The organism is Mesorhizobium marinum, assembly GCF_040813675.1.
GTDB lineage: Bacteria > Pseudomonadota > Alphaproteobacteria > Rhizobiales > Rhizobiaceae > Mesorhizobium_K > Mesorhizobium_K marinum.
On sequence record NZ_JBFOCI010000002.1, the window covers coordinates 753,556 to 766,139 of the forward strand.

At 63.5% G+C, this 12,584-nt stretch carries 13 protein-coding genes and 2 pseudogenes; 6 read left to right on the plus strand and 9 right to left on the minus strand.

What is annotated here, in order from left to right; translation table 11 throughout:
* Window positions 1-47: 47 nt before the first annotated feature.
* The 6 genes and pseudogenes from mnmE to hemE all read right to left on the minus strand — a co-directional run bounded on the left by mnmE (window position 48) and on the right by hemE (window position 5,153).
* Window positions 48-1,379 (minus strand): tRNA uridine-5-carboxymethylaminomethyl(34) synthesis GTPase MnmE, encoded by a 1,332-nt coding sequence (mnmE, locus tag ABUE31_RS09225; protein WP_367723234.1) that lies wholly within the window; start codon window positions 1,377-1,379, stop codon window positions 48-50.
* Between the two features lie 169 nt (window positions 1,380-1,548).
* Window positions 1,549-1,704: pseudogene (locus ABUE31_RS22815) on the minus strand (transcription termination factor Rho); the annotation flags it as partial.
* A gap of 76 nt (window positions 1,705-1,780) precedes the next feature.
* On the minus strand, window positions 1,781-2,134 hold the full coding sequence (locus ABUE31_RS09235) for a hypothetical protein (RefSeq protein ID WP_367723235.1): 354 nt from the start codon (window positions 2,132-2,134) through the stop codon (window positions 1,781-1,783).
* Window positions 2,135-2,141: 7 nt separating this feature from the next.
* Window positions 2,142-3,284: pseudogene (gene rho / locus ABUE31_RS09240) on the minus strand (transcription termination factor Rho); the annotation flags it as partial.
* Between the two features lie 277 nt (window positions 3,285-3,561).
* The gene (hemJ, locus tag ABUE31_RS09245; protein ID WP_367723237.1) at window positions 3,562-4,107 is read right to left on the minus strand and encodes a protoporphyrinogen oxidase HemJ; all 546 of its coding nucleotides are present in this window, start codon (window positions 4,105-4,107) and stop codon (window positions 3,562-3,564) included.
* Entirely contained in the window at window positions 4,104-5,153 is a 1,050-nt protein-coding gene (gene hemE / locus ABUE31_RS09250) for a uroporphyrinogen decarboxylase (protein WP_367723238.1), read from the minus strand. The genes hemJ and hemE overlap by 4 nt, the downstream gene beginning before the upstream one ends.
* A 629-nt stretch (window positions 5,154-5,782) precedes the next feature.
* Here hemE and ABUE31_RS09255 point away from each other — a divergent pair.
* From ABUE31_RS09255 to dnaQ, 5 genes are all read left to right on the plus strand, one after another.
* Window positions 5,783-6,604: a pyruvate, water dikinase regulatory protein gene (locus tag ABUE31_RS09255; RefSeq protein ID WP_367723239.1), complete on the plus strand. Its 822-nt coding sequence runs from the start codon at window positions 5,783-5,785 to the stop codon at window positions 6,602-6,604.
* 32 nt (window positions 6,605-6,636) lie between these two features.
* Entirely contained in the window at window positions 6,637-7,236 is a 600-nt protein-coding gene (locus tag ABUE31_RS09260) for a Maf-like protein (RefSeq protein ID WP_367723240.1), read from the plus strand.
* A complete protein-coding gene (locus ABUE31_RS09265) occupies window positions 7,229-8,089 on the plus strand; it encodes a shikimate dehydrogenase (RefSeq protein WP_367723241.1) in 861 nt (286 codons plus the stop codon). The genes ABUE31_RS09260 and ABUE31_RS09265 overlap by 8 nt, the downstream gene beginning before the upstream one ends.
* Window positions 8,086-8,685: a dephospho-CoA kinase gene (gene coaE / locus ABUE31_RS09270; protein WP_367723242.1), complete on the plus strand. Its 600-nt coding sequence runs from the start codon at window positions 8,086-8,088 to the stop codon at window positions 8,683-8,685. Before ABUE31_RS09265 ends, coaE begins: the two co-directional genes overlap by 4 nt.
* A gap of 93 nt (window positions 8,686-8,778) precedes the next feature.
* Window positions 8,779-9,492: a DNA polymerase III subunit epsilon gene (gene dnaQ, locus ABUE31_RS09275; protein WP_367723243.1), complete on the plus strand. Its 714-nt coding sequence runs from the start codon at window positions 8,779-8,781 to the stop codon at window positions 9,490-9,492.
* 29 nt (window positions 9,493-9,521) lie between these two features.
* Here dnaQ and ABUE31_RS09280 read toward each other — a convergent pair whose 3' ends face one another.
* The 3 genes from ABUE31_RS09280 to ABUE31_RS09290 form a co-directional block, all read right to left on the minus strand.
* Complete coding sequence (locus ABUE31_RS09280) at window positions 9,522-10,385, minus strand: DMT family transporter (RefSeq protein ID WP_367723244.1); 864 nt, start codon at window positions 10,383-10,385, stop codon at window positions 9,522-9,524.
* Window positions 10,386-10,525: 140 nt separating this feature from the next.
* Complete coding sequence (secB, locus tag ABUE31_RS09285; protein ID WP_367723245.1) at window positions 10,526-11,026, minus strand: protein-export chaperone SecB; 501 nt, start codon at window positions 11,024-11,026, stop codon at window positions 10,526-10,528.
* A gap of 159 nt (window positions 11,027-11,185) precedes the next feature.
* Window positions 11,186-11,683 (minus strand): FxsA family protein, encoded by a 498-nt coding sequence (locus tag ABUE31_RS09290; protein WP_367723246.1) that lies wholly within the window; start codon window positions 11,681-11,683, stop codon window positions 11,186-11,188.
* A gap of 180 nt (window positions 11,684-11,863) precedes the next feature.
* Between ABUE31_RS09290 and ABUE31_RS09295 the strand changes: the two genes are divergently transcribed.
* Window positions 11,864-12,571, plus strand: coding sequence for a Tim44/TimA family putative adaptor protein (locus ABUE31_RS09295; RefSeq protein WP_367723247.1), 708 nt, complete (start codon window positions 11,864-11,866; stop codon window positions 12,569-12,571).
* Window positions 12,572-12,584 lie beyond the last annotated feature (13 nt).

Below are 12,584 nucleotides of genomic sequence, written 5' to 3' on the forward strand. Positions count from 1 at the left end.
TCACGTGAATCACCAAGTCGCCCACGTTTTCGGCTCCTGATCCAGTCCTATTTGCCAATGCAGAACTGGGAGAAAATCACATCGAGGAGATCTTCGACATCGACGGCGCCGGAAATTCTCCCGACCGATGCAGCCGCCCGACGCAGGTCGTCGGAGCGCAATTCCAGGCCCTGCTTTTCACCCCGCAGCGCACCCGCAATGTGAGATGCTGCCTCTTGCAGGAGCTGGACATGCCGAAGTCTGGTCGGCAACACGTCGCCGGCGCCACCTGCGGCCTCGTTGGCCTTGACCTTCAAAAGGTCGAGAAGACCGGCGATTCCCTCTCCGGTGACCGTTGATACCCCTAGATCACAATCGCCCAAGGCAACCGGACCACTTGCATGCGATCCCAAATCGACCTTTGTCCAGATGTGGACAACATTGGGATTGACGACACTTGGCCTGTCAACTGCGTTTCCCGTCACGTCCAGCAGCATAAGCACCAGGTCTGCCACTTCAGCCCGTTGCCTGGCCCGTTCGATGCCGATCGCTTCAACCTTGCCCGCATTTTCCCGGATTCCGGCCGTGTCGGTGAGCCGCACCCTGACCCCACCAAGGTCGAGCGCAAGTTCGACGAGATCCCGGGTGGTTCCAGGCTCGTCCGAGACGATTGCCGCCTCACGCCGCGCCAAGGCGTTCAGCAGGCTTGACTTGCCGGCGTTCGGAGCTCCCATGATAACGACATCGAAGCCGTCGCGAATGATCTCGGCACGATGGTAGCCGGCAACATGCGTCTCGATTTCCGAGACCAGACTTCGCATATCCGCCCAGATCACATCCGCGACCGAACCGGGCACGTCGGATTCGTCTGCAAAGTCGAGTTCCGCCTCGATCATCGCCAGCGCATGGATCAGTCTTTGGCGCCATGCGCCGTATAGCTTGGATTGCGCACCGTCGGCGTTCAGCACGGCCATGCGGCGTTGTGCCTCCGTCTCGGCCGAGATCAGATCGGCCAGCGCCTCCGTCTCCGTCAGATCGAGCTTGCCGTTCAGAAATGCGCGACGGGTGAACTCGCCGGCTTCCGCGTGGCGAACACCTGGAAACGCTGTAAGCCTCTCCAACAGCGCGGCAACGGTCGCCTTGCCACCATGAATGTGGAACTCAGCGCAATCCTCGCCGGTAAAGCTGTGCGGCGCCGGAAAAAACAGTAACAGACCCGAATCGATCTTTGCGTCGCCGCCTGTGCGGAAGCTGGTGTATCGGGCTATCCGCGGCTCGGTAACCTTTCCGGCGATTGTTTCGAGGACAAATCGAGTCGAAGGCCCGGAGATGCGGATGACCGCAACGCCTGACGGGAGCCGCCCGCTGGAAAGCGCGACGATCGTGTCCGGAGCTGCCATTCGATCGCTATCCATGGTTTGGCAAACTGTTCACGGCACCGACACACCCAGGTCTCTCGCCAGAAGCGGCCGTCACCAAACGGAAAAAGGCCCGCAACCAAGGTTAACGGACCCTTTCCAAATTCGATCCGCTGCCGAATCGATGCTTTCTGGCTCGGCTGCTCCCGGCTCAGGTATTCATCGAATCGAAGAAGTCCGCGTTGGTCTTCGTCTGCTTCAGCTTGTCGATGAGGAACTCGATCGCGTCGGTCGTGCCCATTGGCGCGAGGATGCGGCGAAGCACGAAAATCTTCTGCAGGTCGGCCTTCGCTACCAGCAGGTCCTCCTTGCGGGTGCCGGACTTGAGAATGTCCATGGCCGGATAGATACGCTTGTCCGCCACCTTGCGGTCGAGCACGATTTCAGAGTTGCCGGTACCCTTGAACTCTTCGAAGATGACTTCGTCCATGCGGCTTCCGGTGTCGATGAGNCACCAGCAGGTCCTCCTTGCGAGTGCCGGACTTGAGAATGTCCATGGCCGGATAGATACGCTTGTCCGCCACCTTCCGGTCGAGCACGATTTCAGAGTTGCCGGTACCCTTGAACTCTTCGAAGATGACTTCGTCCATGCGGCTTCCGGTGTCGATGAGCGCCGTAGCGATAATGGTCAACGAGCCGCCTTCCTCGATGTTGCGCGCCGCACCGAAAAAGCGCTTCGGCCGCTGCAGGGCATTGGCGTCGACACCACCGGTGAGCACCTTGCCGGAGGACGGCACGACCGTGTTGTACGCGCGACCGAGNTACCAGCAGGTCCTCCTTGCGGGTGCCGGACTTGAGAATGTCCATGGCCGGATAGATACGCTTGTCCGCCACCTTGCGGTCGAGCACGATTTCAGAGTTGCCGGTACCCTTGAACTCTTCGAAGATGACTTCGTCCATGCGGCTTCCGGTGTCGATGAGCGCGGTGGCGATAATGGTCAACGAGCCGCCTTCCTCGATGTTGCGCGCCGCACCGAAAAAGCGCTTCGGCCGCTGCAGGGCATTGGCATCGACGCCGCCGGTGAGCACCTTGCCGGAGGACGGCACGACCGTGTTGTACGCGCGACCGAGACGGGTGATCGAATCGAGCAGAATGACCACGTCGCGGCCATGCTCGACCAGGCGCTTGGCCTTTTCGATGACCATCTCGGCAACCTGCACGTGACGCGCCGCCGGCTCGTCGAATGTCGAGGACACGACTTCGCCCTTCACCGAGCGCTGCATGTCGGTCACTTCTTCAGGACGTTCATCGATCAGCAGCACGATCAGGTAGCATTCCGGGTGGTTCGACGTGATCGAGTGAGCAATGTTCTGCAGCAGCACCGTCTTGCCGGTGCGCGGCTGCGCGACGATCAGCGAACGCTGGCCCTTGCCGATGGGAGCGACCAGATCGATGACCCGTGGCGAGATGTCCTTGCCGGTAGGATTGTCGACCTCCATGCGGAGACGTTCCGTAGGGTAAAGCGGCGTCAGATTGTCGAAGTGAATCTTGTGCCGGATCTTTTCCGGATCGTCGAAATTGATGGTGTTGACCTTGAGAAGGGCAAAATACCGCTCGCCTTCCTTGGGGCTGCGTATCGGTCCCTCGACCGTGTCACCCGTCTTCAGCGAGAAACGGCGGATCTGCGAGGGCGAGATGTAGATGTCATCCGGACCCGGCAGGTAGTTGGCATTGGCTGACCGAAGGAAGCCAAAGCCGTCCTGCAGCACCTCCACGACGCCATCGCCGATGATTTCGACGTCCTGGGCGGCGAGCTTCTTCAGGATTGCGAACATCAGCTCCTGCTTGCGCATCACGCTGGCGTTCTCGACCTCGAGCGATTCGGCGTAGGCGATCAGCTCCGGCGGCTTCTTGTTCTTGAACTCTGCGAGTTTCATTTCTTGCATAGGGATGGACTCTGGGTGTGCGGATAGGGGGAATATCGGATCGGCTACGCGATTGTCGTCTGGGGCGGCCGGGGCCAGTTCGGCGGGCAGGCGGCACAGGACGAAAAAGGAAGAATCGTCTTCTAGCGGTGCAGCCGGCAAAGAGCAAGACGGGAATCCGGACGCCGCTTCATCGGCCGGCCCACACCAATGCCGCCCTGGCTCGATACGAACTCGCGCATCGCGTTGCGGTTTGATTTACCGAGCCATTTTCACGCAACGGCATCCAGGCAAAACCTCAGAAAGGCTTCACGACTACCAGGATCACGATGGCGATCATCAGGACCGTGGGAACTTCGTTTACGATCCGCCAGTGCCGCGCGGGCTTTTCGTTGCGGTCCTCGGCGAAGCGGCGGACCGACGCCGACAGATAGCCATGCACGCCTGACATCGCCAGAACGAGCGCGATCTTGGCGTGCAACCACCCGCCTTGAAAGCCGAAACCCTGCCACGCCAGCCAGAGCCCGAACACCCAGGTGACCGTCATCGCCGGATTGATGATGGCTCGGAGGAGGCGCCGCTCCATGACCTTGAAGGTTTCCGATTGCTGCGATCCCGCGGGGGCGTCAGCATGATAGACAAAAAGACGCGGCAGATAGAGCATGCCCGCCATCCAGGCGATCACCGCGATGACATGGATCGCCTTCGCCCACATGTAGAAGTCGCCGGGAACGGCCAGGAAGAGAACGGCGGTCAACGCCGCAACGATCGCCAGACCGACCAATGCGCGAACGGCCGGCGACGATCCGTTCCGTCGTCCCGTTTGCGGCGCGTTCCCTGTCATGGCCCGACTGCCCCCCTGACTTCCGCGAGCATCTGCTCGACATGCGCGATCGGCGTCTCCGGTACAATGCCATGACCGAGATTGAAAACCAGCGGTCCCTGCCCGAGCGCCGAGAGAATGGACGAGACCCCCCGCGACAGGGCAGAGCCGCCGGCGACCAGGCGTTGCGGGTCGAGATTACCCTGCACGGCGCCCTCGCGCTGCAAGCGCCGGGCCTGCTCGAGCGGAACGGTCCAGTCCAAGCCAAGGGCGGTTGCGCCCGTTGCAGCCCGGAATCCGTCGTACCGACTTCCCGCGCCACGCGGAAACGCGATGACGGGCACGTCGGGATGGGCGCCACGAACCTGTCTCACGATGTCTGCGACCGGCTCAACGCAAAGTTCGGCAAAGCCCTGTTCATCCAGTACGCCCGACCAGGAATCAAAGATCTGCACCACATCCGCTCCGGCCTCGATCTGCCGGATGAGATACGCGGCCGACCAATCCGATAGAACCTTCAAAAGATGCTTCATCGCCTGAGGGTGGCGGTAGGCGAACAGGCGAGCGGGCGCCTGGTCCGGCGTGCCGCGGCCGGCAATCATATAGCTGGCGACCGTGAACGGCGCCCCGCAAAAGCCGATCAGCGTCGTCTCAGCCGGCAACTCGCGGCGCAGGCGGCGCACCGTCTCATAGACGGGCGCGAGATTCACGTGAAACAATTCCCCGTCGAGCCGCTCCACCTCGTCTGCAGCGATCGGCGTCATCAACGGCCCATGACCCTCCTCGAACCGGAGGTCGCGCCCGAGCGCATGCGGTACGACCAAGATGTCGGAAAACAGGATCGAAGCATCGAAGCCGAAGCGCCGGATCGGCTGCAACGTCACTTCGACCGCGAGATCAGGATTGTAACAGAGATCGAGGAAGCTGCCGGCGGCCTTGCGTACCGCCCGGTACTCCGGGAGATAGCGTCCGGCCTGCCGCATCATCCAGACCGGCGGAGGAAACACCGTCTTCCCTCGCAGCACGTCGAGTACGACGCGGTCACCTGCCTTATCTTCTAAAACCAAATTTAGGATTCTTTCTGTTTCTGATTCTTAGACTCTGTGGGAATCGGTGCTTGCCGCTTGTCCCCCGGCAGCCGTCGAATTTCCGGAAATCTCTTACAGGACAGCCGCTGGCGGGAAAAGGACAAGTCTGGGGACGAAGCGGATTCCGCGAACATTTGCCGCGACTTGGCCTGATCGCGATATCCCAACGATCGGTGAAGGATCAGGCAGGGCCGACTTATCCCCACTGTCGTCCCGCGCTGAACCGTGATCGGCCGCCCGCGGTGAATTGTGGACATCCGGCCATCTGATACAGTCGCGGCCGAANCTTGTCGCTTGTCCCCCGGCAGCTGTCGAATTTCCGGAAATCTCTTACAGGACAGCCGCTGGCGGGAAAAGGACAAGTCTGGGGACGAAGCGGATTCCGCGAACATTTGCCGCGACTTGGCTTGATCGCAATATCCTAACGATCGGTGAAGGATCAGGCAGGGCCGACTTATCCCCACTGTCGTCCCGCGCTGAACCGTGATCGGCCGCCCGCGGTGAATTGTGGACATCCGGCCATCTGATACAGTCGCGGCCGAACCGAAGGGCAGTCAGTCCCCACTTGTCCACAATCGCCCACAGCCAGCCAAGAATACCGGGAATACATGAACAGACCCCAGAGCTTTTTCCATCTGCATCTGATCTCCGACGCGACTGGCGAAACGCTGCTGGCAGCCGGCCGTGCGGCCTCGGCCCAGTACAAGAGCGCGCGGTCGATTGAGCACATCTATCCGCTCATCCGCACCGAAAAGCAGTTGATGAAGGTCTTCGAGGACATCGAGGATGAACCCGGAATTGTCCTCTACACCGTCGTCGACCAGACGCTGGCGACCCGGATCGACGAACGCTGCGCAGCGATGGGCCTGCCGGCGGTATCGGTGCTCGAGCCGGTCCTTGCCGTCTTTCAATCGTATCTTGGCGCCCCGGCCGGTCGGCGCGTCGGCGCGCAGCATGTTCTGGACGCCGACTATTTCCGCCGCATCGATGCCCTGAACTTCACGATGGAGCATGACGACGGCCAGCTGCAGGAAGAGGTCGACAAGGCCGATATCGTGCTGGTCGGGATATCGCGCACCTCCAAGACGCCGACTTCGATCTACCTCGCCAACCGTGGTATCAAGACCGCCAACATCCCGATCGTGCCAGGCGTCCCAGTGCCGGACAGCCTGGTCACCGCGAAGAATCCGCTCATCGTCGGGCTGATTGCCACCGCCGAGCGCATCTCGCAGGTGCGGCAGAACCGCCTACTGGGCGCGACTCCAGGCTTCGACGCCGAAGCCTATGCCGACCGCGCGGCGATTGCCGAGGAACTGACCTATGCCCGCCAGATATTCACACGCCATGGCTGGCCGATGATCGACGTCAGCCGAAGGTCGATCGAGGAGACGGCGGCCGCCATCGTTGCCCTGCGAGGCAAGAACCGCTAGCGCTCCGCACGACCTTTTGCCTGGAGATTGCCATGACCGAACGAATAGTCCTTGCTTCCGGCAGCCCGTTCCGCAAGGCAATGCTCGACGCGGCCGGCGTCGCGCCGGACGTGATTCCGGCCGAGATCGACGAACGTTCGGTGGAGAAGACGCTGGAAGGCACCGGCGCGTCGCCTGAGGAAGTCGCGCAGATCCTGGCAGAAGCCAAGGCCACCGAAGTGAGCGCGCGGTATCCCGGACGCCTCGTGCTCGGTTGCGACCAGACGCTGTCGCTCGGCGACGAACTGCTGCACAAGCCGCGCGACATGGAGGATGCACGGCGGCGCCTGCTGGCCCTGTCGGGCCGGACTCACCAGTTGAACAGCGCCGCGGTCCTCGCCCGCAACGGCGAAACGTTCTGGCATCATGTCGGCGTCGCCAGCCTGACCATGCGTAAGCTCGAGCCGGCCTTCATTGGCAGGCATCTGGCGCGAGTCGGTCCGGTGGTTCTGAACTCGGTCGGTGCCTACCAGATCGAGGGCGAGGGCATCCAGCTGTTCGACAAGATCGAAGGTGATCATTTCACCATTGTCGGCCTGCCGCTTCTGCCGCTGCTGAAAGAACTGAGGGACCTGGGCGCGATCGATGGCTGACATGAAGAAGGCGTTTGTCTGCGGCCACCCCATCGCACACTCCCGTTCGCCGAAGATCCATGGGTACTGGCTTCGCGCCTACGGCATCGCCGGGAGCTACGAGGCGATCGACGTGGCGCCGGCCGATGCGGCCGCCTTCTTCGCCGGACTTGCGCAAAAGGGATTTGCCGGCGGCAACGTGACCATTCCGCACAAGGAAGCAGCCTTTGCCGCAGCGGTGCGGCACGACGAGGCGGCAGAGGCGATCGGTGCGGTGAACACGCTGTGGTTCGAGGACGGCGCCCTGGTCGGCGGCAATACGGATGCGGCCGGCTTCGCCGCCAACCTGGACGAGCATGCGCCCGGCTGGGCGGGTAACGGCCCGGCCGTCGTACTGGGTGCCGGCGGCGCGTCGCGCGCCGTGATCCAGGCGCTCAGGGAGAGGGGCGTCCGGGACATAAGGGTGGCCAACCGGACTGTTTCGCGGGCCGTCGAGCTTGCCGACCGCTTCGGCGCAACCCTGTCCGCGCACGCCGTCGAAGCCGTTCCCGAACTGCTTTCCGATGCCGGCCTGCTGGTCAACACGACCGCCGTCGGCATGGCCGGCAAGGACGCGGACGGCCCGGTCGCCGATCTTGCGAGGCTGCCCCGGCATGCGATCGTTACAGATATCGTCTATGTCCCGCTGGAGACGCCGCTTCTCGCCGCCGCGAAGCGGCGCGGGCTGAAGACCGTCGACGGTTTGGGCATGCTCCTCCACCAGGCCGTCCCCGGATTTGAGCGCTGGTTCGGCAGGCGGCCGGAGGTGACCGACCAGTTGCGCGCGATGATCGTGGCCGACATGGAAAAGCCAGCGACCGGGAAGACACAATGATCCTTCTCGGCCTGACGGGTTCGATCGGCATGGGCAAATCGACCACGGCCAAGATGTTCGCCGATTTCGGCGTGCCGGTTCACGATTCCGACGAGGCGGTGCACAGGCTCTATCGCGGCAAGGCAGCGCCGCTGGTCGAGGCGGCATTTCCTGGGACGACGGTGGATGGCGTGGTCGACCGCGTCAAACTGGCCGAGCGCGTGCTCGGAGACGCCGAGGCGCTGAAGCGCCTGGAAGCCATCGTTCATCCGCTGGTACGGGCCGACGCAACGGCGTATCTGCGGCCGCATCACGCTGCTGGCGCGCCGCTTGCCGTCGTCGATATCCCGTTGCTCTACGAAACCGACGGGCGAGACCGGGTGGATCTGGTCGCCGTGGTCACCGCGCCGCCGCAGTTGCAGCGCGAACGGGTGCTGTCCCGTCCAGGCATGACTGAGGAAAAGTTCCAGGCGATCCTGGCCAAGCAGGTGCCGGACGCCGAAAAGCGCCAAATGGCCGACTTCGTGATCGACACGGGCCACGGCATGGAGGCGGCCCGCGCCCAGGTCGCCGACATCATCGAGCAGTTGGTGGGAAAGCGGCCTGAGAACCGGTGACAGGCGCCGGCACCGGCAGGGGAGAAGCAGTCGCCCGCCTTGCGGTCCCAAGCCAGGCACCCCATGGTTTCCCGCGAAGGAGTGACTGATTCGATGCGGGAAATCGTCTTCGATACCGAGACAACGGGGCTGGATTGGCGCGACGACCGCGTCATCGAGCTCGGTGGCATCGAACTGCTCAACCGCTTCCCGACCGGGCGCAGCTTCCACGCCTACATCAATCCGCAGGGGCGCGAGATCAATGTCGAGGCCCAGGCGGTGCACGGCATCTCCAAGGCCGACCTCGCCGACAAGCCCGTTTTCGCGGATATCGCCGGTGAATTCATCGAATTCATCGACGGGGCGCACCTGGTCGCCCACAATGCCAGCTTCGACATGGCCTTCATCAATGCCGAGTTTGCGCGGCTAGGGCATCCGCCGGTCGAGCAGGACCGGGTGATCGACACGCTGGCCATCGCCAAGCGCAAACACCCGATGGGGCCGAACTCGCTGGACGCGCTCTGCCGCCGCTACGGCATCGACAACAGCCACCGCACCAAGCACGGGGCGCTGCTCGATTCCGAATTGCTTGCGGAAGTCTATATCGAGCTGATCGGTGGCAAGCAGGCCGCGCTGGTACTCGACAGCATCGTCGTCGGCGCCACTGTTTCGGTTGAGGTCTCGACCGTCGAGGTCGGCGTACGGCAACGGCCCGCACCACTGCCGCCCCGGCTTACCGATGCCGAGCTTGCCGCGCACGCCGCGCTGGTCAAGGCGCTTGGCGAAAAGGCCATCTGGCTGAAAACGGATGCGGGACAGGCCGCCTAGCGTCGACCCGGAACGGCGTGCGTGCGGCCCTATCGCGCGAACTTGCGGGCGCCGAAGACGCACAGGATGACGCCCGCCGTGATCACCAGCATCGTCCAGGTGACGGGTTCCCCGAGCAGTGCCGCCGCTATGGCCAGTCCGAAGAAGGGCTGCAGCAGCTGCAACTGGCCGACCGCGGCGATGCCGCCCTGGGCGAGCCCGCGATACCAGAACACGAAGCCGACGAGCATGCTGAAGACCGAAACGTAGACGAGGCCGGTCCATGCTGGCGCGCCGATCCCGGCGAAGGAATCTGGCATAGTCCAGAAGGCCAGCGGCAGCATCACGGGCAGCGACAGCACCAGCGCCCATGAGATGACCTGCCATCCGCCGAGGGTGCGCGACAGCTTTGCGCCTTCCGCATAGCCGAGGCCGCAGACGACGATGGCGGCAAGCATCAGCGCATCGCCGACCGGCGAGGCGGCCAGCCCCTGCGTCATCGCGTATCCGCCTACCAGCGCACTGCCGAGCAGAGAAAACAGCCAGAAGGCGGGCTTCGGCCGCTCGCCACCGCGCAACACGCCGAATATGGCCGTCGACAGCGGCAACAGTCCGATGAAGACGATCGAATGCGCCGAGGTCACGTATTGCAGGGCCAGCGCGGTCAGCAACGGGAAGCCGACGACGACGCCGAGCGCGGTGATGAAGAGGGACGTCAGGTCGGTACGGGCCGGCCGCCGTTCCCGGAACAGGAACAGCAGGCCAAGACCGAGAAGGCCGGCGATCGCCGCCCGCGCGGCCGTCAGGAACAGGGGATCGAACTGCAGGACCGCCACGCGCGTCGCCGGCAGCGATGCGCTGAAGATGACGACCCCGACAAGGCCGTTGATCCATCCGCTTGTCGTCCTGTCCACGTCGTTTCCTTGGCTGTTGCCGGGCGCCGGACAGAGCAACGACGACTGTCGCGCCGCAAGGTCCAGCAGCCGGAAACGACCGGGACACAAAAAAGGCCCGGCGCTGGGGCCGGGCTTTTCGTGGAACCGAGCGGGTCGCGTCAGCTCACCTGCGCCTTGGCCTTCGCCTGGTCGTCGGCGAGCTTCTGCTGGAACATCTGCGCGAAATCGATGGGGTCGAGCATCAGCGGGGGGAAGCCGCCGTTGCGGGTCGCTTCGGCGACGATCTGCCGCGCGAAGGGGAACAGAAGCCGCGGGCATTCGATGAACAGCAGCGGCAGCATGTGCTCCTGCGGGAAGCCTTCGATGCGGAATACGCCGCCATAGACGAGTTCGACGTTGAACAGCACGTCGTTGTCGAACGATGCCTTCGCCGTCAGCGACAGGATGACATCGAACTCCTTGTCGGACAGCGGGTTCGCGTTGACGTTGACGTTGATCGCGATGCCGGGCGCCTTGTCGCGGCCACGCAGCGACTTGGGCGCTCCGGGGCTCTCGAAGGAAAGGTCTTTCACGTACTGGGCAAGCACGCTAAGCGCGGTCTTGGTGCCGCCGTTGCCGTTCGGCGCTGCGCCTGCAGGCGCGCCTTCTTCATTGGCCATCAGCCCAATCCTTCCTGTGGGACCGCGATCGGTTTCGGGCGGCCCTGTTTTGAAATCGGGCGTTGGCTAGCATGGCGATGTGGGCAAGACAAGTTTTCCGGACGGCCGGGCCAGGCATGGCGAAAGCCCTGCGCAAGGCCGCGGCCGGCGGGCGCCCCGTCAGTCGCGGTCGATCCGGCGCCAGGGCGACTCGGGTTGGGGATCGTTGCGGTACTCGTCCGCGTCGAGGTCGATGGTCCTGCCGCCGTCGCCCCGCCCGCCGGGGCGGGTTCGCGAGAAGCCGGCGAACCCCGCGGTTGAAACCACGACACGGCTCTTGAGAAAGCGCCAGGCCATCCGGCGCACCGGGGGCAGCAACAGCAGCAGGCCGAGGCCATCGGTCACGAAACCCGGCAGCAGAAGAAGCAAGCCGGCGGCGAGCATCATCACCCCGTTGGCGAGTTCCTGGCCGGGATCCCGGCCGGCGTCGACCTCGCTGCGGACCCGCGACAGCAGCCCGAAGCCCTGCGCGCGCAGCAGCAGGGCGCCCGCCAGCCCGCCGGCCACGACCAGGGCCAGCGTGGCGAGAACGCCAATCTCTCCGCCGACGATCACGAAACCCGCGATTTCGAGAAAGGGCAGTGCAAGCAGGAAGAGCGGAATGAACGGAAATCGCATGGAATTCGGGAAACTCTCGAAAGATGCGGCCTTCGTGCCGCCGCAGGCATGGCTGGCGCTTTCCGTGCTAGATAGGTATTCACGCCTGTGATTTGAATGATAAGGGCATGCGTTCTATATGCAGGGTCTGGTCCCTGTGCGGGCTGCTAGCCGGGATAACCGGGATTTTTGGCGGAAGACATGGAATTTTTCGACTTCGGCACGATCTTTTTCCTCGTCGCGGCGGTGGTGATCTTTTTTCAGCTCCGCAACGTGCTCGGGCGCCGCACCGGCAATGAAAGGCCGCCGTTCGATCCCTATACGGCCGGCCGCACCGCGAAGAATGCGCCCGCCAAGAACGAGAACGTGATTTCCCTGCCGCGCGGCAAGCGCGGCTCGGGCGAGGTCGCCGATGACGCCTATGCCTCGATCGATGCGTTCGAGAAGCCGGGCAGTGACCTGAACAAGGGGCTGCGCGCCATTCGCGACGCCGATCCGAGTTTCGAGCCGAAGACCTTCGTCGACGGCGCCAAGATGGCTTACGAAATGATCGTGATGGCCTATGCGGACGGCGACCGTAAGACGCTGAAAAACCTCCTGTCCCGGGAAGTGTTCGACGGCTTCGTCCAGGCGATCGCCGATCGCGAGTCGCGCTCGGAGAAGATCCAGTCTTCGTTCGTCGGCATCGATAAGGCGACCATCGTATCGGCCGAGATGAAGGGAACCGAGGCGCATGTCACGCTGCGCGTGGTCAGCGAGCTGATCTCGGCGACCCGCAACAAGTCGGGCGAGGTGATCGACGGCGATCCCGAGACGGTGGCCGAGGTCAAGGATGTCTGGACCTTCGCCCGCGACACCCGGTCGAAAGACCCGAACTGGAAGCTGGTCGCCACCGAAGAGGAAGACTAGCTCCGTCTCCCGG